The sequence below is a fragment of the Mesorhizobium sp. B2-5-11 genome, assembly GCF_006440835.1.
Lineage (GTDB): Bacteria > Pseudomonadota > Alphaproteobacteria > Rhizobiales > Rhizobiaceae > Mesorhizobium.
Window position 1 is genome coordinate 179,916 of sequence record NZ_VFUK01000004.1, and the last position, 23,393, is coordinate 203,308.

Annotated in this window: 19 protein-coding genes; 8 read left to right on the top strand and 11 right to left on the bottom strand. The window is 64.4% G+C overall.

What is annotated here, in order from left to right; all coding sequences use genetic code 11:
- Positions 1-51: 51 nt before the first annotated feature.
- Positions 52-666 carry a TetR/AcrR family transcriptional regulator gene (locus tag FJ490_RS14765; protein WP_140500115.1) on the bottom strand — a complete coding sequence of 205 codons (615 nt, stop codon included), beginning with the start codon at positions 664-666 and terminating at the stop codon, positions 52-54.
- Between the two features lie 302 nt (positions 667-968).
- Here FJ490_RS14765 and FJ490_RS14770 point away from each other — a divergent pair, with 302 nt between their 5' ends.
- Genes FJ490_RS14770 through FJ490_RS14780 form a run of 3 tightly spaced genes read left to right on the top strand, consistent with a single transcriptional unit; the run spans position 969 to position 4,722 of the window.
- Entirely contained in the window at positions 969-1,448 is a 480-nt protein-coding gene (locus FJ490_RS14770; RefSeq protein WP_140728437.1) for a (2Fe-2S)-binding protein, read from the top strand.
- A complete protein-coding gene (locus tag FJ490_RS14775; protein ID WP_140728436.1) occupies positions 1,445-2,428 on the top strand; it encodes a xanthine dehydrogenase family protein subunit M in 984 nt (327 codons plus the stop codon). The genes FJ490_RS14770 and FJ490_RS14775 overlap by 4 nt, the downstream gene beginning before the upstream one ends.
- Positions 2,425-4,722 carry a xanthine dehydrogenase family protein molybdopterin-binding subunit gene (locus FJ490_RS14780; RefSeq protein WP_140728435.1) on the top strand — a complete coding sequence of 766 codons (2,298 nt, stop codon included), beginning with the start codon at positions 2,425-2,427 and terminating at the stop codon, positions 4,720-4,722. Before FJ490_RS14775 ends, FJ490_RS14780 begins: the two co-directional genes overlap by 4 nt.
- Positions 4,723-4,875: 153 nt before the next feature.
- Here FJ490_RS14780 and FJ490_RS14785 read toward each other — a convergent pair whose 3' ends face one another.
- A complete protein-coding gene (locus tag FJ490_RS14785; protein WP_140500122.1) occupies positions 4,876-6,012 on the bottom strand; it encodes a helix-turn-helix transcriptional regulator in 1,137 nt (378 codons plus the stop codon).
- Between the two features lie 199 nt (positions 6,013-6,211).
- Here FJ490_RS14785 and FJ490_RS14790 point away from each other — a divergent pair, with 199 nt between their 5' ends.
- Positions 6,212-7,171 carry an AraC family transcriptional regulator gene (locus tag FJ490_RS14790; RefSeq protein WP_140728434.1) on the top strand — a complete coding sequence of 320 codons (960 nt, stop codon included), beginning with the start codon at positions 6,212-6,214 and terminating at the stop codon, positions 7,169-7,171.
- Positions 7,172-7,396: 225 nt separating this feature from the next.
- The gene (locus FJ490_RS14795) at positions 7,397-11,485 is read left to right on the top strand and encodes an autotransporter domain-containing protein (protein WP_281405939.1); all 4,089 of its coding nucleotides are present in this window, start codon (positions 7,397-7,399) and stop codon (positions 11,483-11,485) included.
- Between the two features lie 51 nt (positions 11,486-11,536).
- Here FJ490_RS14795 and FJ490_RS14800 read toward each other — a convergent pair whose 3' ends face one another.
- The 4 genes from FJ490_RS14800 to FJ490_RS14815 form a co-directional block, all read right to left on the bottom strand.
- Positions 11,537-12,418 carry a DMT family transporter gene (locus FJ490_RS14800; RefSeq protein WP_140500127.1) on the bottom strand — a complete coding sequence of 294 codons (882 nt, stop codon included), beginning with the start codon at positions 12,416-12,418 and terminating at the stop codon, positions 11,537-11,539.
- A 129-nt stretch (positions 12,419-12,547) separates the two neighbouring features.
- Positions 12,548-13,786 (bottom strand): arsenite efflux MFS transporter ArsK, encoded by a 1,239-nt coding sequence (gene arsK / locus FJ490_RS14805; protein WP_140565312.1) that lies wholly within the window; start codon positions 13,784-13,786, stop codon positions 12,548-12,550.
- Positions 13,767-14,180 (bottom strand): arsenate reductase (glutaredoxin), encoded by a 414-nt coding sequence (gene arsC / locus FJ490_RS14810; protein WP_140500131.1) that lies wholly within the window; start codon positions 14,178-14,180, stop codon positions 13,767-13,769. The genes arsK and arsC overlap by 20 nt, the downstream gene beginning before the upstream one ends.
- An 85-nt stretch (positions 14,181-14,265) precedes the next feature.
- Positions 14,266-14,619, bottom strand: a complete 354-nt coding sequence (locus FJ490_RS14815) for a metalloregulator ArsR/SmtB family transcription factor (protein WP_140500133.1) — start codon at positions 14,617-14,619, stop codon at positions 14,266-14,268.
- 42 nt (positions 14,620-14,661) lie between these two features.
- Here FJ490_RS14815 and FJ490_RS14820 point away from each other — a divergent pair, with 42 nt between their 5' ends.
- Complete coding sequence (locus FJ490_RS14820; RefSeq protein WP_140565315.1) at positions 14,662-15,198, top strand: DUF6428 family protein; 537 nt, start codon at positions 14,662-14,664, stop codon at positions 15,196-15,198.
- Positions 15,199-15,360: 162 nt separating this feature from the next.
- On the opposite strand, the gene FJ490_RS14825 is transcribed toward FJ490_RS14820, so the two are convergent.
- The 4 genes from FJ490_RS14825 to minC form a co-directional block, all read right to left on the bottom strand.
- Entirely contained in the window at positions 15,361-16,818 is a 1,458-nt protein-coding gene (locus tag FJ490_RS14825) for a hypothetical protein (RefSeq protein WP_140500135.1), read from the bottom strand.
- Between the two features lie 339 nt (positions 16,819-17,157).
- Positions 17,158-17,430: a cell division topological specificity factor MinE gene (gene minE / locus FJ490_RS14830; RefSeq protein ID WP_140500137.1), complete on the bottom strand. Its 273-nt coding sequence runs from the start codon at positions 17,428-17,430 to the stop codon at positions 17,158-17,160.
- Complete coding sequence (gene minD, locus FJ490_RS14835) at positions 17,427-18,242, bottom strand: septum site-determining protein MinD (protein ID WP_140500139.1); 816 nt, start codon at positions 18,240-18,242, stop codon at positions 17,427-17,429. Before minD ends, minE begins: the two co-directional genes overlap by 4 nt.
- A gap of 173 nt (positions 18,243-18,415) precedes the next feature.
- Positions 18,416-19,270, bottom strand: a complete 855-nt coding sequence (gene minC, locus FJ490_RS14840) for a septum site-determining protein MinC (RefSeq protein ID WP_140728433.1) — start codon at positions 19,268-19,270, stop codon at positions 18,416-18,418.
- Between the two features lie 337 nt (positions 19,271-19,607).
- On the opposite strand from minC, the gene FJ490_RS14845 reads away from it, so the two are divergent.
- Positions 19,608-20,597 (top strand): TAXI family TRAP transporter solute-binding subunit, encoded by a 990-nt coding sequence (locus FJ490_RS14845; protein ID WP_140728432.1) that lies wholly within the window; start codon positions 19,608-19,610, stop codon positions 20,595-20,597.
- 85 nt (positions 20,598-20,682) lie between these two features.
- The gene (locus FJ490_RS14850; RefSeq protein WP_140728431.1) at positions 20,683-22,740 is read left to right on the top strand and encodes a TRAP transporter permease; all 2,058 of its coding nucleotides are present in this window, start codon (positions 20,683-20,685) and stop codon (positions 22,738-22,740) included.
- Between the two features lie 189 nt (positions 22,741-22,929).
- Here the strand turns inward: FJ490_RS14850 and FJ490_RS14855 are convergent, their stop codons facing one another.
- Positions 22,930-23,277 carry a hypothetical protein gene (locus tag FJ490_RS14855; protein WP_140500147.1) on the bottom strand — a complete coding sequence of 116 codons (348 nt, stop codon included), beginning with the start codon at positions 23,275-23,277 and terminating at the stop codon, positions 22,930-22,932.
- Positions 23,278-23,393: the final 116 nt, after the last annotated feature.

A 23,393-nucleotide genomic window follows, 5' to 3' on the forward strand; every position in this document is an offset into this window, starting at 1 on the left:
CCCCCAAATCGCGGACGTGCCCGCTAGCCGCAGGCCAGTCTCCAGTCGCCCTCACCTAGCCTTGGCGGCGCCGAACCGCAATCCGTCCATCAGCAGCCGGACCAGCCGGCGCGAGCGATCGCGCCAATCCGGGGTGTCGGGCGCCGAATAGATGCCGCCCAGCGCGTGCAGCACGTCGGACGCGTCGACATCGCCACGGATGGTGCCCTCGGCCACCGCCGCCTCGACCAATTGCCGCAACGCCGCCGAGACCCGACCCGACGTGTCGGAATAGAGATTGGCATTCGCCGTCAACAGGATCCGCAGGCTGGTCGCAAGCCCTCGCTTGGTGGCGATATAGTCGACGAAGCGCCGCATCCATTCTTCCAGCGCCACGTCGGACGGATGCTTTGCCGCCAGTTCGCCGGCGGCCGCGCACAGCCCCTCCACCTCGCGGCGGTAGACCACCTCGACCAGGTGCTCGCGTGTCGGGAAATGCCGGTAGAGCGTGCCGATGCCGACGCCCGCGCGGCGCGCGATCTCCTCCAGCGAGGCGTCGATCCCGCGCTCGGCGAAGACCGACGCCGCCACCTCGACCAGCCGGTCGCGGTTGCGCTGCGCGTCGGCGCGCAGCGGCTTGGCCTCTGCGGTCTTCTGGTCGGGGATGGCGGACGGCTCTGCGGCCAATTTTTTCTCCACTGTCGAAATATGGGGCTTGAACCCCATCGGGTCAGCCCCCACGTAATAAACGGAGGCACCTCCGCTTTAGTGGAGCACCTTTATCATATAATCAGGGGAACCGGTATGTCACGTGCTGAAAGCTTGCAAGCCAAAGCCGATTTCCGTCAGGGATTGGTGAAGGCGCCGAAGAGCGTAATCTCCCCCCGCACGGGGGGAGATCGGCCAAGCTGACCACATTGCGCCTTGCCCTTCCCCGCCCCGACACCACTTCATTTCCCTCAGCGTCAAGCAACTGGAGCCAGACGCCCATGACGAACACCACAATCCCCGTCCATCTCGATATCAACGGCCAGCCGCATACGCTGGACCTCGAACCGCGCGTCACACTGCTCGACGCCTTGCGCGACCGCCTCGGCCTGACAGGCACCAAGAAGGGCTGCGACCACGGCCAGTGCGGCGCCTGCACCGTGCATGTCGACGGCGAGCGCGTGCTGGCTTGCCTGACGCTCGCGGCACAGGCCGAAGGCCGCACCGTCACCACCATAGAGGGGCTTGCACGGGAGGGCGAACTGCATCCCGTGCAGGCTGCCTTCCTCGATCGGGACGCCTTCCAGTGCGGCTATTGCACATCGGGCCAGATCATGTCGGCGGTCGCCTGCATCCGCGAGGGCCATGCCGGCTCCGATGACGAGATCCGCGAATACATGGCCGGCAATCTCTGCCGCTGCGGCGCTTATCCGCACATCGTCGCCGCCGTGCGCCAAGCAGCGCTGGAGGCCGCGTCATGAGGGATTTTTCCTATCTTCGCGCCAACTCCGTCGACGCCGCACGCCAGGCGGCCGCCCTGCCCGGCGCCATGCTGCTGGCCGGCGGCACGACGCTGATCGACCTCGCCAAATGCGGCGTCGCCGAGCCCGACAGCTTGGTCGACATCACCCATCTCAAGGGGCTGGACACCATCGAGATCGACGAGCGCGGCGCCGTCATCGGCGCGCTCGCCAGCATGAGCCATGTCGCCGACCATGCCGGCATCAAGGGCGGCTTTCCCGCTGTCTCGGAGGCGCTGTGGCAGGCGGCTTCGGCGCAGCTCCGCAACATGGCGACCGTCGGCGGCAATCTGATGCAGCGCACACGCTGCCCCTATTTCCGCGATCCCTCGAATTTTGCCGCCTGCAACAAGCGCGAGCCCGGCAGCGGCTGTTCGGCGATCGGCGGCGTCACCAGGGGCCATGCGGTGCTCGGCACCAGCGAGGCCTGCATCGCCACCTATCCCGGCGATCTCGCCACCGCGCTGGTCGCCTTCGATGCGGTGGTCCATCTCGGAGAACGCCGCGTCTTGGTCGACGACTTTTTCCTGCTGCCCGGCACCACGCCTCAGAAGGAACACGCGATCGAACCGGGCGAGATGATCACCGCCATCGAAATCCCGGGATCCGCCGCCGCCCGCCGCTCGAGCTACGTGAAGGTCCGCGACCGGCAGTCTTACGAGTTCGCCGCCGCCAGTGCCGCCGTCGGCCTCGAACTCGAGGCCGACGGGCGCACCGTCCGCGACCTGCGCGTCGCGCTCGGCGGCGTTGCCACGAAGCCCTGGCGGGCGCGCGCCGTGGAAGAGGCGCTGAAAGGCAAGGTGCTGGAGCCTGCGGCTGTCCGCGCGGCCAGCCTGCTCGCCGTCGAGGGCGCCGTCGACCATGGCGCCAACCACTACAAGATCGAGCTCGCGCCGCGCGTCGTGGCCAGAGCGATCCTCAAACTGGGAGAAGCGGCATGACCGTTCACATCGCAAGACATGGCGACGCCTCCGACGGCGTGCTGGCACAAGCCGTCGGAGGCCGGCTGTCGCGCGTCGACGGCCCGGCCAAGATCACCGGCGCGGCCAAATACGCCGTCGAACAGCAGCTCGAAGACCTGGCCTATGCCGTGCTGGTCGACAGCACGGTCGCGTCCGGCAAGGTGCGCGCCATCGATACGGCGCAGGCTGAGGCGGCGCCCGGCGTGCTGCAAGTGCTGACGCCGGACACCATCATGGCCCTGAAAACCGCGTCGGACTGGTTCGGCACGCCCCCGCCCGACAAGCCTTATTGCCCGCTGGCGCGCGACATCAGCTTTTCGGGCCAGCATGTCGCCGCCGTGGTCGCCGAAACCTTCGAGCAGGCGGTTGCGGCAGCGGCCCTCGTCAAGGTCGACTATGACGAGACGCCGGCCATCGTCGACCTCAACGATGCCAAAGCCGGCGACGGCATTCCGATCGAGGCCATGACCAAGGAATGGGGCGACGCGCAGGCTGCCTTTGCGTCCGCCCCGGTCCGGATCTGCGCCGCCTACAACACGCCGCGCGAATACCAGGCGCCGATGGAGCCGCACGGCCTGATCGCCCGCTGGGAGGGCGACCGGCTCACCGTGTGGGAGCCGAGCCAATGGCTCGACGGCATGGCGCGCACCTATGCCGAGTGGTTCGATGTGCCGTTCGAGAATGTGCGGCTGGTCTCGCCCTATATTGGCGGCGGGTTCGGCTCCAAGGCGCTGGCGCTCGGCCACGGCGCGGTTGCCGCGAGTGCAGCCAAAATGCTCGGCCGGCCGGTGCGCCTGGTGATGACGCGCCCGCAGACCTTCACCGGCTATGGCGGCCGCGCCGCGACGCGCCAGACGGTGGCGCTCGGCGCGGATGCGGAAGGAAAAATCCAGTCGATCGTGCATCGCGGCGTCAATGAAACGTCGATCGATGGCATGTGGGTGGAGCCGTTGGCCTCGGTTACCTCGATCATGTACGCGACGCCGAACTTTTCGTCCCGGCAGAACGTCGTGCGGGTGAATTCCGTGGTGCCGGGCGCCATGCGCGCGCCGGGCGAGAACCCTTCGGCCTTCGGCATCGAAAGCGCCATCGACGAGCTCGCCTATGAGGTTGGCATCGACCCGCTGGAGATCCGGCTGCGGAACTATGCCGAGCAGGACCCGGAAGTGAAAAAAGCCTGGTCCACCAGGCAGTTGCGCGAGGCTTTTGCCACGGGCGCCGAGCGCTTCGGCTGGGCCAGGCGCTCACCGGAGCCGCGTTCGATGCGCGACGGCAACCAGCTGATCGGCTGGGGCGTGGCCGCCGGTACCTATCCGGTGCGGCGCGCCTATGGCGAGGCGATCGTGCGCATCCTGGCCGACGGCTCGGTGGAGGTCGAAAGCTCCTCGATCGACATGGGCCAGGGCACCTACACCATCCTGGCGCAGACGGCGGCCGAGACGGTGGGCGTGCCGGCCGACGACGTCGTGGTGAAGCTGGGCGATTCCCGCTTTCCCCGCGCCGGCGTCGCAGGCGGCTCGCGCCTGGCCGGCGTCATGACCGGTGCCGTCTACAAGGCCGCGACCTCGGCGCTCGACCAGTTGGTCGGGTTGGCGATCAGCGACCCGCGCTCGCCCTTCCATGCGCTGCAGGCCAACACGCTGGTCGTCGCCAATGGCCGCATCACCGCACCGCGTGGCGACGGCCCCGATGTGTCGATCGCCGAGCTCCTCAAAAGCGTCGGCCGCGATCGCATCGAGGCGACAGGCGATACCATGCCGGCCAATTCGAGTGCCGAGGACCGCTACAGGAACTACACCACCATCGCCATGGCGCTGCCGCACACCGAAGGCGACTATTCCCGCCACTCCTGGTGCGCGCATTTCATCGAGGTCCGGGTCGACGAGGATTTCGGCACCGTGCGGGTCTCGCGCGTCGTGTCGGCGCTGGATTCGGGACGGCTCTACAATCCGAAGCTGGCGGAAAGCCAGTGGAAGGGCGGCATCATCATGGGCATCGGCCAGGCGTTGCTGGAAGAAGGCATCATCGACCGCCGCCACGGCCGCATCGTCAACAACAACCTCGCCGACTATCTGGTGCCGACCAATGCCGACATTCCCGACATCGAGGTGATTTCGGTCGGCATCCCCGACCCGCACTCCTCTGTGCTCGGCGGCAAGGGCGTCGGCGAACTGCCCATCGTCGGCGTGGCGCCGGCGATCGCCAACGCGGTGTTCCACGCGACGGGGAAAAGGGTGCGCGACTTGCCGATCACGCTGGAGAAGCTGATCTGAGCGGTGGAAGCGAGTAATCTCCCCCCTTGAGGGGGAGATGGCCGGCAGGCCAGAGGGGGGCGGCCAGGCGCGATCCCGGCGAGCGAGCGCTTCGCGCCGGAGCCGCTCTGGAGGCGGTGAGCCGATCTCGCGCTGCGGACTACGCCTTCAGCCTCAATGCGCTGCCAGGGGCGTGCCTATGTCCGAGACGAGCTTGACGAGGTCGGCTTGGCGTCTCGTCCCGGTTTTGGCGAAGATACGATTGAGGTGTGTCTTCAAGGTGTTTTCGCCGATGCCGAGCGACAAAGCGCTCTTCGACGCCGACAATCCGCTGCCGATCCGCAGCAGGACCCGCGCCTCCGCGGGCGTAAGGTCGAACAGCGTGGTCAGGACGGCCTCCGGGAGAGGAGAAGCCGACGTTGTGGTCGATATGAAGACAGCCGCGCATGCCGGCCGGAAAGCCGCGCGCGCGGTTCCTTCGGTCAGCGGCAGCACATAGGCGACAGCGGGCGGCCGGCCTGGGGCCGAGACCGGCAGTCCTATGCCCCGGGCGCCAAGCGAAGCATCCGCGTTCGCGGCGCTGGCGATCGCTTCCAGCAGGGCGCGGGCGACCGCCGGATTCTGCGCCTGGAGTAGGCCGTTCCTGGAAAGAATCGGACCTTGCGCCGACAACATCCGTTCGGCAGCGCCATTGGCATGGAGGATGGCCCCGTTGGCGCCGGCAAGCACGACAGGCACTGCGAGATTGTCGAGCGCCTGGCGGTAAAGGCTGGCGGTAACGCGAGCCTGGTCGAGCAGGTCTCCGATCAGGGAAGCACGGCGCAGATGCGGCGAGAGCAACGCCAGGAAATGTTGGTCTTCGGCTGATATGATCCCCCTGTCGGCCCATGTGGTGCAACCCATGAGCCCGATCCGGTCCGATGTGTGGACGAACTTGGTGATGCAGGCTTCGCGCAGTCCCTGAGGTTTGGCCCAGTTCTGAAAAAATGCCGTCTGCCCGAGTTCGGCTTCGCTCATCAGCGACAGCGTCGCGACAGGCGTGTCGACATCGCCGACGACCGACATCTTCAGACCGGGAATTGCGTCAAAGTCATAATCCTGGAGCACGCGCATTTGCACGGGATCCCAAGGCGATTGAGCGGCGAAGCGGCCATGATTGTCGGCGGTGCTGGCGAGCGCGATGGTTGTATAGGCCGCGTCCATGGCGGTCGTGATCCGGGTCATGACGCCGGCCCAGCCTTCCGGGTTCAAAACGCAATCGTAAATATCGCCGATAATGGAACCAAGGACTTCGCTGCTCAGCCTCTCCACCACGCCTCCAGACACATTGCGATCTCGCCTCGGAGAATTTTGTGGCGTCATACTTTTGGATGACGCCACTCCTGGCCGATCTCGATTAGGATTCAACTCGATTGCTTGACGCCAGCCGCCACTGTTGCCGGTTATTCTGCCGATTGAAAGTATGGCGATCGGTATTTTTTAAGCGCGGATACTTTATCGAGGTTTTCCATTGTCGCGAAAGACGGTGTTTTCATCGGCTCAGTTGCCACCGCATCTTGACGAACGCGAGCGATTTTCCCTGTGGCAGGACATCCACGTCGCGGAAATATGGTCGGTGGAATACGGCATATCGGAAAACCTGCCCTTCGAGGCCTCGATCGAAGCCACGGCTGTCGGTTCACTGGTTCTCGGTCAGATGTCCGGAACGATCAAGCAGGCGACAAGGAAGGCGAGCAACATCGCCGAGGACGACAATGACGGCTATTTGCTGTTGATCAACAAGGCCGACACCCTCTTGTCGGGCGTGCAGGTCGGCCGCGAATATGCCGTCGGTCGGGGAGAAGCGGTCCTCGTCACGGCCTCGGAGGCGCTGAAAATGACCGGTGCCGACAGCAATATCTGGACCAATGTGGTGGTCCCACGCGCGGTCCTCATGCGCGCCTTCCCGCAGATCGACGACCGGCTGGGGTTGAAGATCGGCGCCGACAACGAAGCCCTCGATCTTCTCAAGCGCTATTGCGAGCTTTTTGAAAGCGGCAGCCCGCTCGCCTCGGCCGATCTCATAACCCATGCGACGGACACGATCGTGGACCTGATCGGCCTGGTGACCGGGGCGAAAGGCCGGGCTGCCGAATTGGTCGGCCTTCGCGGCCTGCGCGCCGCCAGGCTGGAGGCGATCCTGGCAACGATTGCCGAGGATTTCGCCGATCCTGGCATCTCCGCCCAAGGTGTCGCGCAACAGCTCGGCCTGTCGGCGCGCTACGTCCATGATCTCCTTCAGGAAACCGGAGTGAGCTTCTCCGAGCGCGTTCTCGAACTGCGGTTGCAGAGCGCCCACAGGATGCTCTCTCAGAGACACAGCGACATGCGGGTCAGCGATATCGCGATGACGAGCGGGTTCAGCGATGTATCGTATTTCAATCGCTGCTTTCGTCGCCGTTTCGGCTATACGCCGACCAGCGCCAGATAGGGTTGCGGCATTTTCTGTGGCCGGCCCTGGCGCGGCGTCCGATTCTCTCTTTGAGAGGCCGGTGGAGCGGCACCTGCGCGATCGTGGCGCAGAACTGCCACAGTGCGCGCAAAAGGCAGGGCTTTTCGCTCCAGTCCAATTCCAGTGCGCCCCTGCCCAAGACAAGCCCGAGCTCCAATGACATGTCAGCCTCAGGGTGAAATGACTATCATGTCAGGGGTTTGGATGCCGCAGAATGGTTTTGGTGGCCGCAGGGCTAACGCATGGAAATATCTGGCGCTGACGTCGACCGCGCTGGTCGGACTCGGCCAGCCGATCGCCGCGACGGCGGCCGATGCCTGGACCGGCACCACCTCCACGGATTGGTTTACCGCCGGAAACTGGAACGCTGGGTCAGTGCCGACGGCGGCCGATATTGTATATATCAGCAATTCGACACCGAATCCGACTGTTATCAACGCTGGCAACGCTTTTGCCGACGATATTTACCTTGGCTTTGTAGCTTCTTCGGACGGCAGCCTTGTCATTTCGAACGGCACGTTGACGACCGACCGAGCATTCTTATCCTGGGGGGATAACTCCACTTCTGATGTCACCGTAACAGGTGCGGGTTCCTCGTGGACCAGCAGCAGTTTGGTGGTTGGTAGTTTCGGGCTGGCTACGCTCGATATCCTCAATGGCGGTGTCGTGACGGATGCTGTGGGTATTGTTGCGGGCGGCAGCAACGTTCAAGGCGTCGTAAAGATCGATGGCGCCGGCTCAACGTGGCTTAACACTGATAGCCTCACGGTCGGCAGTTCCGGCGTTGGTGCGGTAACGGTTTCCAACGGCGGCAACGTCATCAGCGACAGCGCCTATATTGGCCAATATTCAGATTCGATCGGCTCGGCGACGATCGATGATGCCACCTGGACAAACAATGGAACGCTCTATGTCGGCCATGATGGCGACGGCGCGTTGATAATCACCAACGGCGGTGTGGTTAGCAATGCTGATGCCATGGTGGGCTACAGCACCGATTCAGCCGGTAAGGTGATGGTCGATGGCATCGGCTCAACCTGGCTCAACAGCGGGAACTTGTCCGTCGGCGTCGACGGGACAGGTACGTTGATGGTCTCGAACAGCGGAAAGGTCAGCAATACTTCAGGTTATATTGGCGCCTCCGCGGGTTCGACCGGCAAGGTGTTCGTCGACAACTCGACCTGGACAAACAGCGGATCGCTGAGTGTCGGCGATTTCGGCACCGGCACTCTGGCGATCAGCCATGGCGGCGACGTCAGCTCCAATGGGGGGACTATTGGCGCGAATGCCGGCTCGACCGGCAGCGTGTTCATCGAAAATGCCGGCTCGACCTGGACCAACAGTTCCGACCTGGCTGTCGGCGATTTCGGCACCGGCACGCTAGCGATCAGCAACGGCGGCGCTGTCAGCAATGACAAGGCCTATGTTGGCAAGTCGGCGGGCTCGACCGGCATCGTGATAGTCGTCGACTCAACCTGGACAAACAGCGGGTCGCTGATCGTCGGCGATTTCGGCAAGGGCGCTCTGCAGATCACGCAAGGCGGCGCGGTCAGCAACAGTTGGGCAACTGTTGGCGCGAAGGCGGGCTCGACCGGCATCGTATTCGTCGACGGTGCCGGCTCGACCTGGACAAACAGTTCGGACCTCATCGTTGGCGATCAGGGCACGGGTACGCTGGCGGTCTCGAACAAGGGCGCGGTCAGCAATCAGAACGGCATTTTAGCCAACGTTGCGGGCTCCACCGGCACGGCAACGGTCGACGGTATAGGCTCGACCTGGGCCAGCGTAGCCCTTTTCGTCGGTTTCGCCGGCACGGGCGAACTGAACATCCTCAACGGCGGCGCGGTCAACAGTGGCCTGGGCTTCGTTGGTTTCGGTTCGGGTTCCGCCGGCACAGTGACCGTCGACGGCGGGGGATCGACCTGGACAAACAGTTCCAACCTGTTCGTCGGCGATCAGGGTACTGGCACGCTGAATATCTCGAACGGCGGCAAGGTTAGCGATACCACAGGCTATGTGGGCGCATTCTCTGGCTCGACCGGCACGGTGACGGTCGACGGCGGGGGGTCGGCCTGGAACAACAGCTCGGACCTGTTCGTAGGCGGTTTCAGCACGGGTACTCTGACGATCTCGAACAGCGGCACGGTCAGCAATGGCTGGGGCTATATCGGCTACGTTGCCGGTTCGACCGGCATGGCGGCGGTTGACGGCGCGGGATCGAAGTGGACGAACAGCGGGGACCTCTATGTCGGAGGCTTTGGCACGGGCACGGTGACGGTTTCGAAAGGCGGCGTGGTCAGCAATGGCTTGGGCTTGGTTGGCTACGCCGCAGGTTCGGTCGGCACGGTAGCGGTCGACGGCACAGGCTCGACATGGGCCAGCAGCGGAGATCTTGATGTCGGCGTTAGTGGAACAGGCACGCTGACGATTGCCAATGGCGGCGCGGTGTCGAGCGGCGGCGTGGTCAACATCGCCGCCATGGCGGGCTCCGTCGGCACGCTCAACATCGGTGCGGCGAGCGGATCGCCAGCGGCGGCCGCGGGCACGCTCAATGCGGCGAGCGTCCAGTTCGGGCCGGGCGCGGGTGCGATCAACTTCAACCACACCGATACGAACTACGCCTTCGCGTCGGCGATCGGTGGCGCAGGCACGATCAACCAGATCGCCGGCGCGACGAACCTCACCGCCGATTCGAGCGGCTTCACCGGTGCCACCAATGTGGATGGCGGGCGGCTGGCCGTAAATGGTTCGCTGGCCAATTCGCTGGTGACGATCTTCGGTGGCACGCTGGGCGGCAACGGCACGGTGGGCGGTGTCATGGCGCGGTCGGGCGGCATCATCGCCCCCGGCAATTCGATCGGTACGCTCCACGTCGCCGGCAATCTCGACCAGGCGGCGGCCTCGATCTACCAGGTCGAGCTGACCTCGACCGGCCAGTCCGATCTCATCCACGCGACGGGCACGGCGACGATCGCCGCCGGTGCGGTCCTCGACGTGATCAAGACCAACGCAGCACCTTACGTGGCGGGCACGCATTACACCGTGCTGCAGGCAGACATGGGCGTCACCGGCACCTACACGCTCAGCGGCCTAGGCCCGTTCACCGGCCTTTTCGCGAGTTACGACCCGACGCATGTCTATCTCGACGCGACGCAGGCAAAATCCTTCGCCGAGGTCGGCCTGACACCCAACCAGATCGCCACCGGCGGTGGTGCCGAAAGTCTTGGCAGCGGTAATCCGCTGTTCGATGCGATATTTGCTTTGCCGAGCGAAGCAGCCGCCCAGGACGCCTTCGACCAGCTTTCCGGGGAAATCCATGCCTCGGCCAAGGGCATGCTGCTTGAAGACAGCCGCTTCGTCCGCGACGCCGCCAGCAATCGCATTGCTGCTGCCTTTGGCGATGGCGGCGCGGCGGCGCTGCCGGTCATGGCCTATGGCGAGGGTGGGCCGGAAATGGTGGCGGCCGATACCGACCGCTTCGCTGTCTGGGGCCAGGTGTTCGGTTCGTGGAGCAACACCGACAGCGACGGCAATGCCGCCGCCTTCGACCGCTCGACCGGCGGCCTGTTGGCCGGCGCCGACACTTTGGTCGGCGGCTGGCGTGTCGGCCTCATCGGCGGCTACGGCCATTCCTCCTTCGATGCCGACGACCGCGATTCATCGGGCAAGGGTGATAGCTATCATCTCGGTCTCTATGGCGGCACCAACTGGGGTGCCATCGCCTTCCGCAGCGGTGCAGCCTATAGCTGGAGCAGCATCTCGACCAGGCGCTCGGCTGCTTTCAACGGCTTTGCCGATCAACTGTCGGCGGACTACGACGCCGGCACCGCGCAAGTGTTCGGCGAACTCGCTTACAAGGCTGATGCCAGTGGCTTCCATTTCGAACCCTTCGCCAACCTCGCCTATGTCAGCGTGCACACCGACGGCTTCACCGAAACGGGTGCTGCCGCGGCGTTGACCAGCGCCAGCACAAACAACGACGCCACCTTCACCACGCTCGGCCTTCGCGGCGCGACCGACTTCGCGCTTGGCGGCATCGATGCCACCGCTCGCGGCATGCTCGGCTGGCGTCACGCCTTCGGCGATGTCACGCCGACCTCCGCTTTCGCCTTCGCCGGCGGCGATCAATTCACCATCGCCGGCGTGCCGATCGCCAGGGATGCCGCGGTGATCGAGGCCGGCCTCGATCTCAACATGTCGGCCAATGCGACGCTCGGCTTGTCCTATACCGGCCAGTTCGGCAGTGGCACGGTCGACCAGGGCGCGAAGGTCGATCTGGGCGTGAAGTTCTGAACGACGGTGGCGAAACCGGGTTTGCAGCACGAACCTGCACGCTGATCCGCCCTACTCCGGCGACGGCACCGGCGGCTTCGAGGTCAGTGCGGTGCCGGCGGCCGCGACGATGACGGCGGCGATGCCGGCCAGTTGCGGCGCGGTCAGGCTCTCATGCAGGAACAGGAAGCCGGCCAGCGCGCCCAATCCTGGCTCCAGGCAGGTCAGCGTGCCGTAGATGCGGGCCGGCATCCGGGTCAGCGCCACCATCTCCAGAAAGAACGGCAGCGCGCTCGAGAACAGGCCGACGAGCAAGGCACTGACCAGGATCGACGGCGCGAGCAGGCCAGCTCCCGCCTGCGCCACGCCGAAAGGAAGCACCAGCACGGCGGCGATCGCCATGCCGTAGGCGGTGGTGCGGGTGCCGAGCTCGGCGCCCGCCTTCTGCGCCAGCACGATGTAGAGCGCCCAGAAACCGCCAGCCGCCAGCGCCAGCATCACCCCAGTCGGATCGAGCGGCTGGAACGAACGGATGAAGGGCGACAACAGCACGATGCCGGCGACCGCCAACGCGATCCAGGCAAAGTCGCCGGCGCGCCGCGAGGTCAGCGTCGCCACCAGCAGCGGTCCCGAAAACTCCAGCGCCACCGCAACGCCGAGCGGAATCGTGGCGAGCGCGGCGTAGAACAGGAGGTTGAGCGCGCACAGCGTTACCCCATAAGCGACCAGCCACGGCACGGTGGCGCGCGAAGGCCGCATCTGCCAGGGCCGTAGCACGGCGATCAGCATCAGCGCGCCGACGACCAGCCTCAGCGTCGTCGTGCCCTGCGCGCCGATCACCGGAAACAGGCTCTTGGCGAAAGTGGCGCCGATCTGGATCGACACCATGGCCCCCAACAGCGCCATCACAGGCAAAGGCGCCGCTTCGCGACCGACAACCGGCGTCGATGTCACTTGATCCCGTCCTCCGTACGCCATCAGGCAAACGCTGCGTCATGGGAGATAGGGCGAACCGGCCCGCTCGTCGTGAGGCAGGGCCGGCATCTCGATGGGGCAAGAAAGGGCCGGACGAGCCGGCCGCCCTCAGACGCGGCCGTTGCGCGCGTTCGGCAGTCTCGTGATCGCTGTCAGGACCAGCAGCGCGGTGCCGCCCAGAAACGCCATGGCCCCCAGCGACCAGGCAATGCCGACATTGACGATGGCAAAGGCCAGCGCAAAGGGCGCGACGGCCGAAACGAGCAGCCGGGCCGATGTGACGCGCCCCTGCAGACGGCCATAGTCCGCACTGCCGAACAATGTCAGCGGCAGGGCGCCGATGACGATGCTGAAAAGCCCGTTGCCCATGCCGAAGACGACGGCGAAAACCATCGCGCCTGCAACGGAAGGCGCCGTGCAGTTCAGCACGACGACCCCGCTCGTCATCAGGCCGGCCGAGATGATGGCCAGCGTCAATGGCGGCAGGTTGATGCCGAAGATCATGTTGATGAAGCGGCTCAACACTTGTGACGGCCCGAACAGCGTTCCGACGACGGCAGCGGTCGCCCCGAGGCCAAGTCCGGAAAGCAGCGGCACCATATGCACCAGGACAGCGGCGCCAAGCAGGTTCTGCAGCGAGAAGGCGATGACCATCAACGCGAAGCCGAGCGGCCGCGCCGAGGCCGGAAGCGATCCCTGGACATGCCGTGGCGGCTCGGTCGCCGAGCGCCTGCTCTTGGCCAGCCCGTGCGAGAGCCAGGCGTGCAGCGGCAGGCAGACGAGCAGGTTCAGCCCCGCGAAGACGAGATAGACGGTTCGCCATGACATCTGCGCGTGCAGGGCCGAGGTGATCGGCCAGAACACGGTCGATGCGAAGCCGGCGATGAGGGTGAGATAGGTGATGCTGCGTTGCGCTGCACGCGGCCTTATCTGCACAAGGAGCGCGAAAGCGGCGCCGTACTGGACCAGGTTCGATGCCACTTCCAGCACGATCAGCGCCGCCACGAAGGCCCCGGCCGCCGGCGCGTAGGCACAGGCGGCGAGCGCAGCCGCGGCAAGGATCGAGCCGACGGTCATGATCTTGCCGGCGCCGAAGCGGTCGATCCAGTTTCCGAGCCAGGGCGCCGTCAGCCCGCCAACCAGCAGAGCCGCCGAGAGCGCGCCGAAAATCCATTCGGTCGGCCAGCCCAGATCGCTGGCCATATCGGCGGCGAGAATGCTGAAACTGTAGTACAGCGTGCCGTAGCCGATGATCTGGGTGACGCCGAGGGCGGCAATGGCGGCCAGCGGCGAGCGCTCCGGGACTTCGAGATCGGAAAGGCTTCGATCACTTGATGCCACGGTCATGGTTCACTACCTCGCCATCTTCCTTGGTGAAGCGGACCACCGGATGGTCGAGCAGATCGAGCACGAGCTCGGACGGACGGCACAGCCGCGTCCCCTTGGGCGTCTCGACGATCGGCCGGTTGATCAGGATCGGATGCCTCAGCATGGCGTCGATCAGCTGTTCATCGGTCCATTTGGCGTCACCCAGGCCGAGTTCGGCATAGGGCGTACCCTTTTCGCGCAGCAGAGCGCGCGCCGGAATTCCCATGGCGGCGACAAGCTGGCGCAAGCGGTCCCGGCTGGGCGGATGTTTCAGATACTCGATGATGTCAGGCTTCTCGCCGCTCGCCTGGATCATGGCAAGCGTGTTGCGCGAGGTGCCGCAGTCGGGATTGTGGTAGATCGTAGCGGTCATGGCTTGGCCTCGACGGCAAGAGGTTGGATTTCGGATTGCTGATGCGGCGCGGTCGGGACGATCGCCCGGGCTGTCGGCGCGACGATCACTGAACCGGTCCCTTCACATCGGCGGCGCAGCAGTCTGGAGCCAACGCCGAAGCGCGGATCTCCAGCCGGCCGGAGCAGCAATCCTCCATCAGGAAACGGATGAGGCCGCTCAACGTGTCATATTCGGCGCTGTAGACCATGGAGCGCGAAGCGCGCCGCACGCTGATCAGCCCTGCCCGCTCGAGCTCCTTCAGGTGGAAGCTCACATTCGAGGCCGAGACCTCGACTTTTTCGGCGATGGCGCCCGCGGCAATCCCGTCCGGACCGGCGATCACCAGATGCCGCAGGATGCGCAGGCGCGTTTCTTGCGAAAGAGCCGCAAAGGCGGAAAGGGCTTGACGTTCATCCATATTTCAACAATCCTAAAAATGTTGAAACAAGGATTACCCCACATGCTCGTTTCTGACAATCGGGAATTTGAACCCGCTGACGTCGTTGATCCCGACGACATCACCATCGCTGGCTTGCTGGAGTTTCTGGCGGGCTACGAGGACCGGCGCCTGGTGTTCTTCTACGACGGCCGGCCGGTGAGGCCTGGTTACCACGTCACCGAGGTGAAGGCCGGCCAGTTCGCTGCGCTGGACTGCGGTGCAAACCCGGAATCCTGGGCCGAGATCTTCGTGCAGCTCTGGGACGTCGAGGAGGACCGCACGCATATGCCGGCCGGGAAATTCTCGGCGATCATCCGCAAGGTGACGGAGCATGTCGGCCTCGACCATTCCGCCAAGCTTACTTTCGAAGTCAGCGACGGCGTGCGCCCGATGCAGCTCTACCGCGCCGCGCTTCCCCGGCTCGCCGGTGATGCGGTGCATGTCGAGCTTTCGCCGCGGCCGGCAAGCTGCAAGCCGCGTGACCGCTGGCTGGAGGAAGAGAGGAAAGCCAAGGCCTGTTGCGGACCTTCGGCCGGACCGGAACCTTGCTGCGGCTGACGTTTCGCAGCCAAGCAGATGGCTTGGCGCCGTCTTGACGGACGGCCTTCCGCTCCCTCAGTTCAGCGATTTGCGCCGCGGCGGCGGCGTGCGATCGCGTTGAGGCAGCGGGCGCGGAACGCTGCCCCGCAGCGGGACCTGCGGCCATGCCGGCGAAATGAGCTACGGCGTGGCGCGGAGGTTCCTGCGGATGCGCCGCCTGCCCGTTCCACGGGCTTTCTCCGCCACCACGGCGGCGATGTCGACCACGTCGGCCTCGCGCGATCTGCCGTTGGTGGCCTTGTGGAGCCGTTCGTAAGGCAGCAATTCCTTGATCCGGGCATTGAGCGACGCGATTTCAGCTTTGAGGTCCTCGCATTCCTGCCTCTGGACATCCAGCTGTATCTGTTCCGATGCTTGTTGCAGCGCAAGCTGCGAAAGATTGGCGTTCGCTTTCGAAAGGCTCGTCTTGTCGTTTTCGTTCTCGTCGGTGAGCGAGGACAACTTTTGATCGGCGATTTTCTTTTCGGCCAGGGTGTCGTTCAAGTCGGTCTTGAGCCTGGCGATCTCGGCTGTGGCCTCGCTGTTCTCGTGCGAGGCCCGCTCCAGCCGTGATTGCAGGTCCTGGATCTCGGAACGCAATCCGCGCATTTCCATCTGGCTGCGCGCGAGTTCAGCTTGCCTGTCGCCTTCCATCATGCTGGCCGCTTCGGTCATTTCCGACAGCTTTGCCTGGGCAGTCTCGAGTGACTTCTGGAGCCTTATCTCCTCCTTCTCGCTCTTGCCGAGCGCGGCCAGCAGTTCGGCAAGCCGCGCTGCTTCGCTGGCATGGATCGTCGAGAGCTCGTCGAGCCTGTGGCGCGTCTGGGTTTCTCGCTTCAGCGCCTTGTCGAGCTCGATCGACAGGCTGACATGTTTTTCCCGCAGCATCTTGCTCTCGCGCAGGCGCCTGTTGGCCTCGACCGCCCTGGCCGTCAGCCGCTTGGCGATGTCACCGAACTCCGCGTCGCGTTTTGCGCCCGCATTGGCCGTTTCGGCAAGTTCCAGCCTGGCCGCTGCGAGCGCTGCGCGAAGCGCCTCCCTGTCCTGGACCAGGCTTGTCTCGCGCTGTTGCAGCAATTCGCAGGCGCTTTCACGCTCGCGCAGCTTTCTTGCCGTGTCGTGCAGCTTTTCCGACAGCGTTCTTTGTTCCGCGACCAGGTCGCCATTTGCGAGCTCCAGCTCGTTGGCGCGAAGAATATCGGTGTGGAGGATGTTGAGGAACTCGCGCGTCAAATGGTGTGAGGTAGCGATCTCCGACAATTTGCCGTTGATCTCGTCCATATAGTTCCTGGCGTCATGGAACATCCCTTCGAAGGCACTCAATGCCGCCATCCGGGTCTGGGTATGGGGCGTCAGTCGTGGTGCGGTTTCGGTATCGTCGGCGTTGCCCGCGCCGTCCGGATTATCCGCATCATCCGCATTGGCCTCGGGTGCCGAGGCCTCGGCTCCTGGCGCGGAATCTGGGATATAGCCGCTGTCCGGCGGCGCGTCGTATTCGGTATCGAGGCTGGCATCCAGAGCGTCCGCCAGATCGGCCTGCAGCTCCTGGAGTGCATCATCTACGTCTTCGGCACGCTTGATCAGACCCTTGAAATTCATAACGAATGCCCTTTACGCATACCCCATTCAGTATTTAATAATTGGCTAATATGTATGCTTACATCCACTGATTGCGCAGGGGAAGCCCCCCATTAGGGGGAGCGTAAAGTTGGACATTTGGGGTTGGGATGCGGCGGGCGACCAGTGCCGCGGCCGTCTTTTTGCAGAATTGACGCACCCGATTTCTGGGTGGAATCTGATGCGGAAAATCCTGGATCCTACCTTCCCCTCGTGGAAGGTAGGACTGAGGCGCTGGCGCTGAAGGATGCTCGTCCTGTAGCGCCGCGCCAACTCCGCCCGCTGCTTGCAGCGACCCTCCCCACAAGGGGAGGGTAAAAGTCAGCCCGCCATGGCCAGCGGCACGGCGCTTTTGTTGGGGATCTGGATGTCGATTTCCAGCGTCGACATGGTCTCGCCGCGGTCCATCGAGATTTGCAGATAGTCCTGGTCGATCTGCACGTGCTTGGCGATGACGGCCATGATCTCCTCGCGCAGCACGGAGACGAGATCGGGCTGGCCACGGCTGCGGCGTTCGTAGGCGAGCAGCACCTGCAGCCGCTCACGCGCCACGGGCGCGCTGGAGCGCCGCTTGAAGAGGTCGAGAATGTTCATGCCGCCCTCCTTCCGAGCAGCCTGTCGAGGAAGCCCTTGCGCTCGAAGGGAACCACGACCGGCAGGTCTTCGCCTTCCAGTCTCCGCGCCGCTTCGATATAGGCTTTGGCGGCGGCGTTCAGCGGATCGCTCAGCGTCACCGGCGAACCGAGATTGGAGGCCCTGAGCACATCCTGGCTCTCCGGGATGATGCCGAGCAGCGGCACCGACAGGATTTCCAGCACGTCGTCGATGGACAGCATCTCGCCGCGAGCCGCGCGGCCGGCATCGTAACGCGTCACCAGCACGTGCTTGGCGATTTGCTCGCCCTGTTCGGCACGCATGGTGCGGGCGTCGAGCAGGCCGATGATGCGGTCGGAATCGCGCACCGACGACACTTCCGGATTGGTGACGATGACCGCCTCGTCAGCGAAGCGCATGGCGAGCTGCGCGCCGCGCTCGATGCCGGCCGGGCTGTCGCAGAACACATAGTCAAACACCGAGCGCAGCTTCTCGATCACCTCGCCGACGCCTTCTTCGGTCAGCGCGTCCTTGTCGCGCGTCTGCGAGGCCGGCAGCAGGAACAGCGTGTCGACGCGCTTGTCGCGGATCAGCGCCTGCGACAGCTTGGCCGTGCCCTGGATGACATTGACGAGGTCGAACACCACGCGCCGTTCGGCGCCCATGATCAGGTCGAGATTGCGCAGGCCGACGTCGAAATCGACCAGCGCCACTTTCTTGCCGGTCCTGGCGACCGCGGCCCCCAATGCGGCCGTCGAGGTCGTCTTGCCGACACCTCCCTTGCCTGAGGTGACCACCACTACCTTGCCCATGAAAAAAGCCTCCGTCGCCTGATGTTGTCGTTTGTTATTGCTCCGTGCGTCGCACGGCTATTGTTGGAACCTGCCATCATCCCACGCGAAACCGGTCCCAACCTTGCGGACCTGAGCGTCCTGTTCGCGGTCGCACAAGACAAGAACTGGTTCGGCGTTTTCATCCCGGCGCCCTAGTTCAGCGGCACGACGCGCAGCACGCCGTCTTCGAGGAAGGCCTGCACCGGCTTGCCGCGCGAGGCGCCTTCCATGTCCTCCGCCGTGGTGTACCAGCCGTCGATGGCGAGCAGCTCGGCCTCGTTCCTGCGGCAGAAGATGCGCGCCGAAATATTGCCTTCCGAGCCCGCAATAGCGCGGCCGCGCAGCGTGCCGTAGACATGGATCGAGCCCGCCGCAATGATCTCGGAACCGGAAGCGACCGATCCAAGCACGATGACATCGCCATGCGGATGAAAGATCGACTGGCCCGAGCGAAGGGGCGACTTGACCATCAGCGTTCCGGCCAGGGCCGGCTCCGCCGCGCCGGCTTGCTGTTCTGTCTTGGCCGCCTTGGCCGCCTTGGCCGCCTTGACCCTTCCAGCCTCGGCCCTGCCCTCGTCGGGCTTGCCCGTTTCCTTGCCGCGTTCCGAAGACACCGCTTCCGTCTTGCCGGCCTCTTCCGCCAGGCCTGCCTTGCCGTTGCGGCCGGGCTGCGCCAGCAGGCCATCTGAAGTGGCCTCCTTGGCGCCGGCCAGCAGCGGCGGCAGCTCGGGCCCGAGCGAGGCCCCTTCGAGCTCGATGGCATAGACCCGGATGCCACGCGTGCCGAGCGAAGCGACCAGCGCCGCGATCTCGTCGGCCGCAGGCTTCAGCGCATTGAGATCGAGCACCACCGGCCGCCCTGAGAAATAGCCCGGCGAATTGCCGATCCAATGATCCAGCCCCTCCAGCCAAGCACCGATCGGCGCCTCCGGCGTCAGCGTGAAAGCGACGAACGAACGGGCGCGAAAGCGAATGGATTTGGTCTCCAGGGGAGCGGCAAAGGTCACGGCTGGCGAATCCTTACTCAATGGTTAAAGGGTGCCGGCCGAATGGTTAACAAATGGTTAATAAAGACGGCTGGCACCTTGGAAGCCGCCAGAAATTGGAGGGTCGGCTAACCGCCAGTTGCGGATGCCGGCTGACAACACGCGGAATGTGTTGATAGCGCCGCGTCAGCAAGCGGATTACCGCCGTTCAATCGACAAGCTAGATCTCAAAATGCGCCATGACGGCAACAGGGAGGGGGCACCGCCAGCGACGACAGATCCCCTCCCGAAAGGCGCGCGCAGGTTGACAATCCTTGGGTTGATGCAACATCCTGCCGATCTTTGACCGGGAGGTAGTATGACTGTTTCGATCAACCGTCGCGTCTTTTCCGTCGGCGCGGGCACTTTGGCGCTGGCCGCGGCAGGGTTTTCGCCGGCGCGCGCGCAGCAGGCTTTTTTCCGTATCGGCACCGGCGGCACGTCCGGCACCTACTATCCGGTGGGCGGGCTGATCGCCAACGCGATCTCGGCGACGGGGCCGGCCGGCGTCGAGGGCCTGGTTGCCAGCGCCACGTCCTCCAACGGTTCGGTGGCCAACATCAGCGCCATCCAGTCGGGCGCTTCCGAATCGGGCTTCACGCAATCCGATGTCGCCTACTGGGCGCATTCGGGCACCGGCCTCTACGAGGGCAAGCCCAAGGTAGAGGATCTGCGCCTCATTGCGACGCTCTATCCTGAAACCATCCATCTGGTCGCGCGCGCCGACGCCGGCATCAAGACGGTGGCGGATCTGAAGGGCAAGCGCGTCTCCCTCGACGAGCCGGGTTCCGGCACCATCGTTGATGCGCGCCTGGTGCTCGGCGCCTACGGTCTAACGGAGAAGGACGTAAAGCCCGAATATCTCAAGCCCGGCCCGGCCGGCGAGCGCCTGCAAGACAGCGCCATGGACGCCTATTTCTTCGTTGGCGGCTATCCGACCGGTGCCATCGTCGAGCTTGCCAGCACCAACAACATCACGCTGGTGCCGATCACCGGCCCCGAGGCCGACAAGCTCCTGTCCGAACAGAAGTTCTTCTCGACCGACATCGTGCCCGCGGGCACCTACAAGAATGTCGGCGAGACCAAGACCATTTCGGTCGCCGCGCAATGGGTGACCAGCGCCAAGCAGACCGATGACCTCATCTACAAGATCGTCAAGTCGCTCTACAGCGACGAGACCCAGAAGGCGCTGCAGGCTGGTCATGCCAAGGGCAAGCTGATCACGCTCCAGAACGCGGTCACCAGCGCCGGCATTCCGTTCCATCCGGGCGCGGAGAAATTCTACAAGGAAGTCGGCGCCCTGAAATAAGAGGCCATCAACAAACTGGCGACAACGAGGCGGAAGGCGTGCTTTCCGCCTCGTTTGTCTGGGGATTCAGGATACGGAACCGACTATGAGCGACGACGACAAGATCAGGCTTTCCGGCATGGAGTTCGACGAGGAAAAGGCTCGCGAACTGGAGGAGAAATTCGATTCCGAGATCCGGTTCCGGCCGCTGACCCGGGCCGCCGGCTGGCTGGTCGGCTTCCTCCTGGTGGCCTTGTCGCTGTTTCACTATTACACGGCTGGATTCGGCTTGCTGCAGGAGATGCTGCACCGGGGCATCCACCTGTCGATGGTGCTGTCGCTGATCTTCCTCGTCTTCCCTCTGGTGAAGAAGGGCTACGACCAGCCCGCCCAATCCAGCTTTCTGCGGCCGCTCGGCATACCGGTTTTCGACTGGCTGCTGGCGCTTGCCGCGGTGGTAGCGGTCCTGCACGTGCCGATGATCCCGCTCGACGATCTTGCCTTCCGCGTCGGTAACCCCACGACGACGGACGTGGTGCTCGGGCTGACCCTCATTCTGCTCCTGCTGGAGGCGACGCGCCGGTCCGTCGGCATCCCGCTGCCCATCATCGCCGTCCTCTTCATGGTTTATGCGCTGTTCGGCCCCTATATGCCGAGCATCCTGGTGCATCCCGGCGCGTCCGTCTCCCAGCTCGTCGACCACCTCTACCTGACGACGCAAGGCATCTACGGCATCGCGCTCGGCGTCGTCGCCACCTACGTTTTCCACTTCGTCCTGTTTGGCGTCTTCGCCACCCGCATCGGTCTCGGCCAGCTCTTTCTCGACTGCGCGGCATGGGTCGCCGGCCGCTACGCCGGCGGTCCGGCCAAGGTATCGATCTTCGGCTCGGCCCTGTTTGGCATGATCTCTGGCTCGTCGGTCGCCAACACCGTCACCGTCGGCTCGCTTACCATCCCGGCGATGATCCGGCTCGGCTACAAGAAGCATTTCGCCGCCGCGGTGGAGGCGGCTTCCTCCACCGGCGGGCAGGTGACGCCGCCGATCATGGGAGCCGCCGCCTTCCTGATGATCGAGTTCCTCGAACTGCCCTACACGACCATCATCCTGGCAGCGATAGTGCCGGCCTTCATGCACTTCTTCGGCGTGTTCATGCAGGTGCATTTCGAGGCCAAGCGCACCGGCTTGCGCGGCCTGCGGCCGGACGAGATGCCCGACGTGGTCGAGGCATTGAAACGGGACTGGCCGACCATCATCCCACTCGTCGTCCTGATCGGCGTGCTTCTTGCGGGTTATACGCCCTACATGGCTGCCTTCTGGGGCATTACCCTGTGCATCCTGGTCGGCCTGTTTAACCCGCGCCGGCGCATGTCTGTCGCCGACATCGTGGTGTGCCTGCGCGACGGCGCCAAGTATGCGCTCGCCGTCGGCGCTGCCGCCGCCACGGTCGGCATCGTCGTCGGCGTTGTCACCCTGACCGGCGTCGGCTTCAAGCTGTCCTACATCGTCACTTCGACGGCAGGCCATCTGTCGCTGCTGTTCGGCACCTTTATCCCCGAAGCGATCTTCTCGACGCACGGGCTGACCCTTTTGTTCACGCTGATCATGACCGGCGTGGTCTGCATCCTGATGGGTTGCGGCATCCCGACGACAGCGAACTACATCATCATGGTGACGATTGCCGCGCCGGCACTGGTGATGCTCGGCACCGAGCCGATCGTCGCCCACTTCTTCGTCTTCTATTATGGCCTGCTGGCTGACATCACGCCGCCGGTTGCGCTGGCTGCCTACGCTGCCGCCGGCATGGCGGGAGCTGATCCATTCAAGACCGGCAACACTGCCTTTCGGCTCGGGCTCGGCAAGGCGCTGGTGCCCTTTGTCTTTGTCTTCTCGCCGTCGCTTCTGCTGGTGACGAAAGATTTCACCTGGCCGAACTTCTTCCTGGCTTTCTTTGGCTGCGTGCTCGGCATCACCTGCCTGGGGGCCGCCCTCTCGCGCTACCTGCTCGTGCGCACCCGGCCATGGGAAAACGTGTTGCTGGTCTTGGCCGCCCTGCTTCTGGTGGCGCCCGAACTCTATTCGTCCCTACTCGGCCTGGTTCTGACCATTCCCGTCATCTGGCGCCATTGGAGCGCGCGCAACGTCGAAGAGGCGCGACCGGCTTGATCAGCGCCGCCCCAACGATCCCTCCCCGAGAACTCAAAGGGGCAGGAAACGTTTTGGGGACTTCAGGAAGTCAGCGTGCTCTCAACCTGAATCTGACGCGAACCGCCAGGATCGGTTCCGCGGGGGAAAAGTTCCCCGAGAGCTGACAGACAGCCTTCGACATCAGAAAGCGACAGCCGGAGTTTCAAGTCATTGAGGGTCAGTGACGAAAGGCATGATGTCCACGCCGTCTCCCGGGAAGACGGTGAAATGCGGATGGCTTTCGAACAGGCGGGCGGCGGCATCGATTGTATCGGCCTCGACGACAATGTAGCCGCAGAAAGGGTTCACGGCGTCTGCGACCCCATCCTTGGTAACGCGCGTCGTCCTCCCGACCATGCCGCCGCGATCGGGGAAAGATGCGGCATTTCTCTCCTCCCAGTCCGTCCACTGCTGTAGGCCGACGCTATCAATCGCATCTTGCTCGGGCTTGGGCAGGCTGCGAAAGCGGGCAAGGTCTTCAGGCTTCATGGTGTAGACGGCAAGAAAGCGGGGCATGTGACGGTCTTCGCGCTGACAGAACCGATGCCAGCCTAGACTCTCGGTTGGCCGAAGTCACTAAGCACTACCACCCTCAGGCACGGCGAATTGCCCTTGTCCGGGCACTTTCGGAT

Coding starts and splice junctions, on each gene's coding strand:
- FJ490_RS14770 (WP_140728437.1), top strand. CDS start 969: ATGACGAACACCACAATCCCCGTCCATCTCGATATCAACGGCCAGCCG.
- FJ490_RS14775 (WP_140728436.1), top strand. CDS start 1,445: ATGAGGGATTTTTCCTATCTTCGCGCCAACTCCGTCGACGCCGCACGC.
- FJ490_RS14780 (WP_140728435.1), top strand. CDS start 2,425: ATGACCGTTCACATCGCAAGACATGGCGACGCCTCCGACGGCGTGCTG.
- FJ490_RS14795 (WP_281405939.1), top strand. CDS start 7,397: ATGCCGCAGAATGGTTTTGGTGGCCGCAGGGCTAACGCATGGAAATAT.
- arsK (WP_140565312.1), bottom strand. CDS start 13,786: ATGACCGTGGCATCAAGTGATCGAAGCCTTTCCGATCTCGAAGTCCCG.
- arsC (WP_140500131.1), bottom strand. CDS start 14,180: ATGACCGCTACGATCTACCACAATCCCGACTGCGGCACCTCGCGCAAC.
- FJ490_RS14815 (WP_140500133.1), bottom strand. CDS start 14,619: ATGGATGAACGTCAAGCCCTTTCCGCCTTTGCGGCTCTTTCGCAAGAA.
- FJ490_RS14820 (WP_140565315.1), top strand. CDS start 14,662: ATGCTCGTTTCTGACAATCGGGAATTTGAACCCGCTGACGTCGTTGAT.
- FJ490_RS14825 (WP_140500135.1), bottom strand. CDS start 16,818: ATGAATTTCAAGGGTCTGATCAAGCGTGCCGAAGACGTAGATGATGCA.
- minE (WP_140500137.1), bottom strand. CDS start 17,430: ATGAACATTCTCGACCTCTTCAAGCGGCGCTCCAGCGCGCCCGTGGCG.
- minD (WP_140500139.1), bottom strand. CDS start 18,242: ATGGGCAAGGTAGTGGTGGTCACCTCAGGCAAGGGAGGTGTCGGCAAG.
- FJ490_RS14845 (WP_140728432.1), top strand. CDS start 19,608: ATGACTGTTTCGATCAACCGTCGCGTCTTTTCCGTCGGCGCGGGCACT.
- FJ490_RS14850 (WP_140728431.1), top strand. CDS start 20,683: ATGAGCGACGACGACAAGATCAGGCTTTCCGGCATGGAGTTCGACGAG.
- FJ490_RS14855 (WP_140500147.1), bottom strand. CDS start 23,277: ATGCCCCGCTTTCTTGCCGTCTACACCATGAAGCCTGAAGACCTTGCC.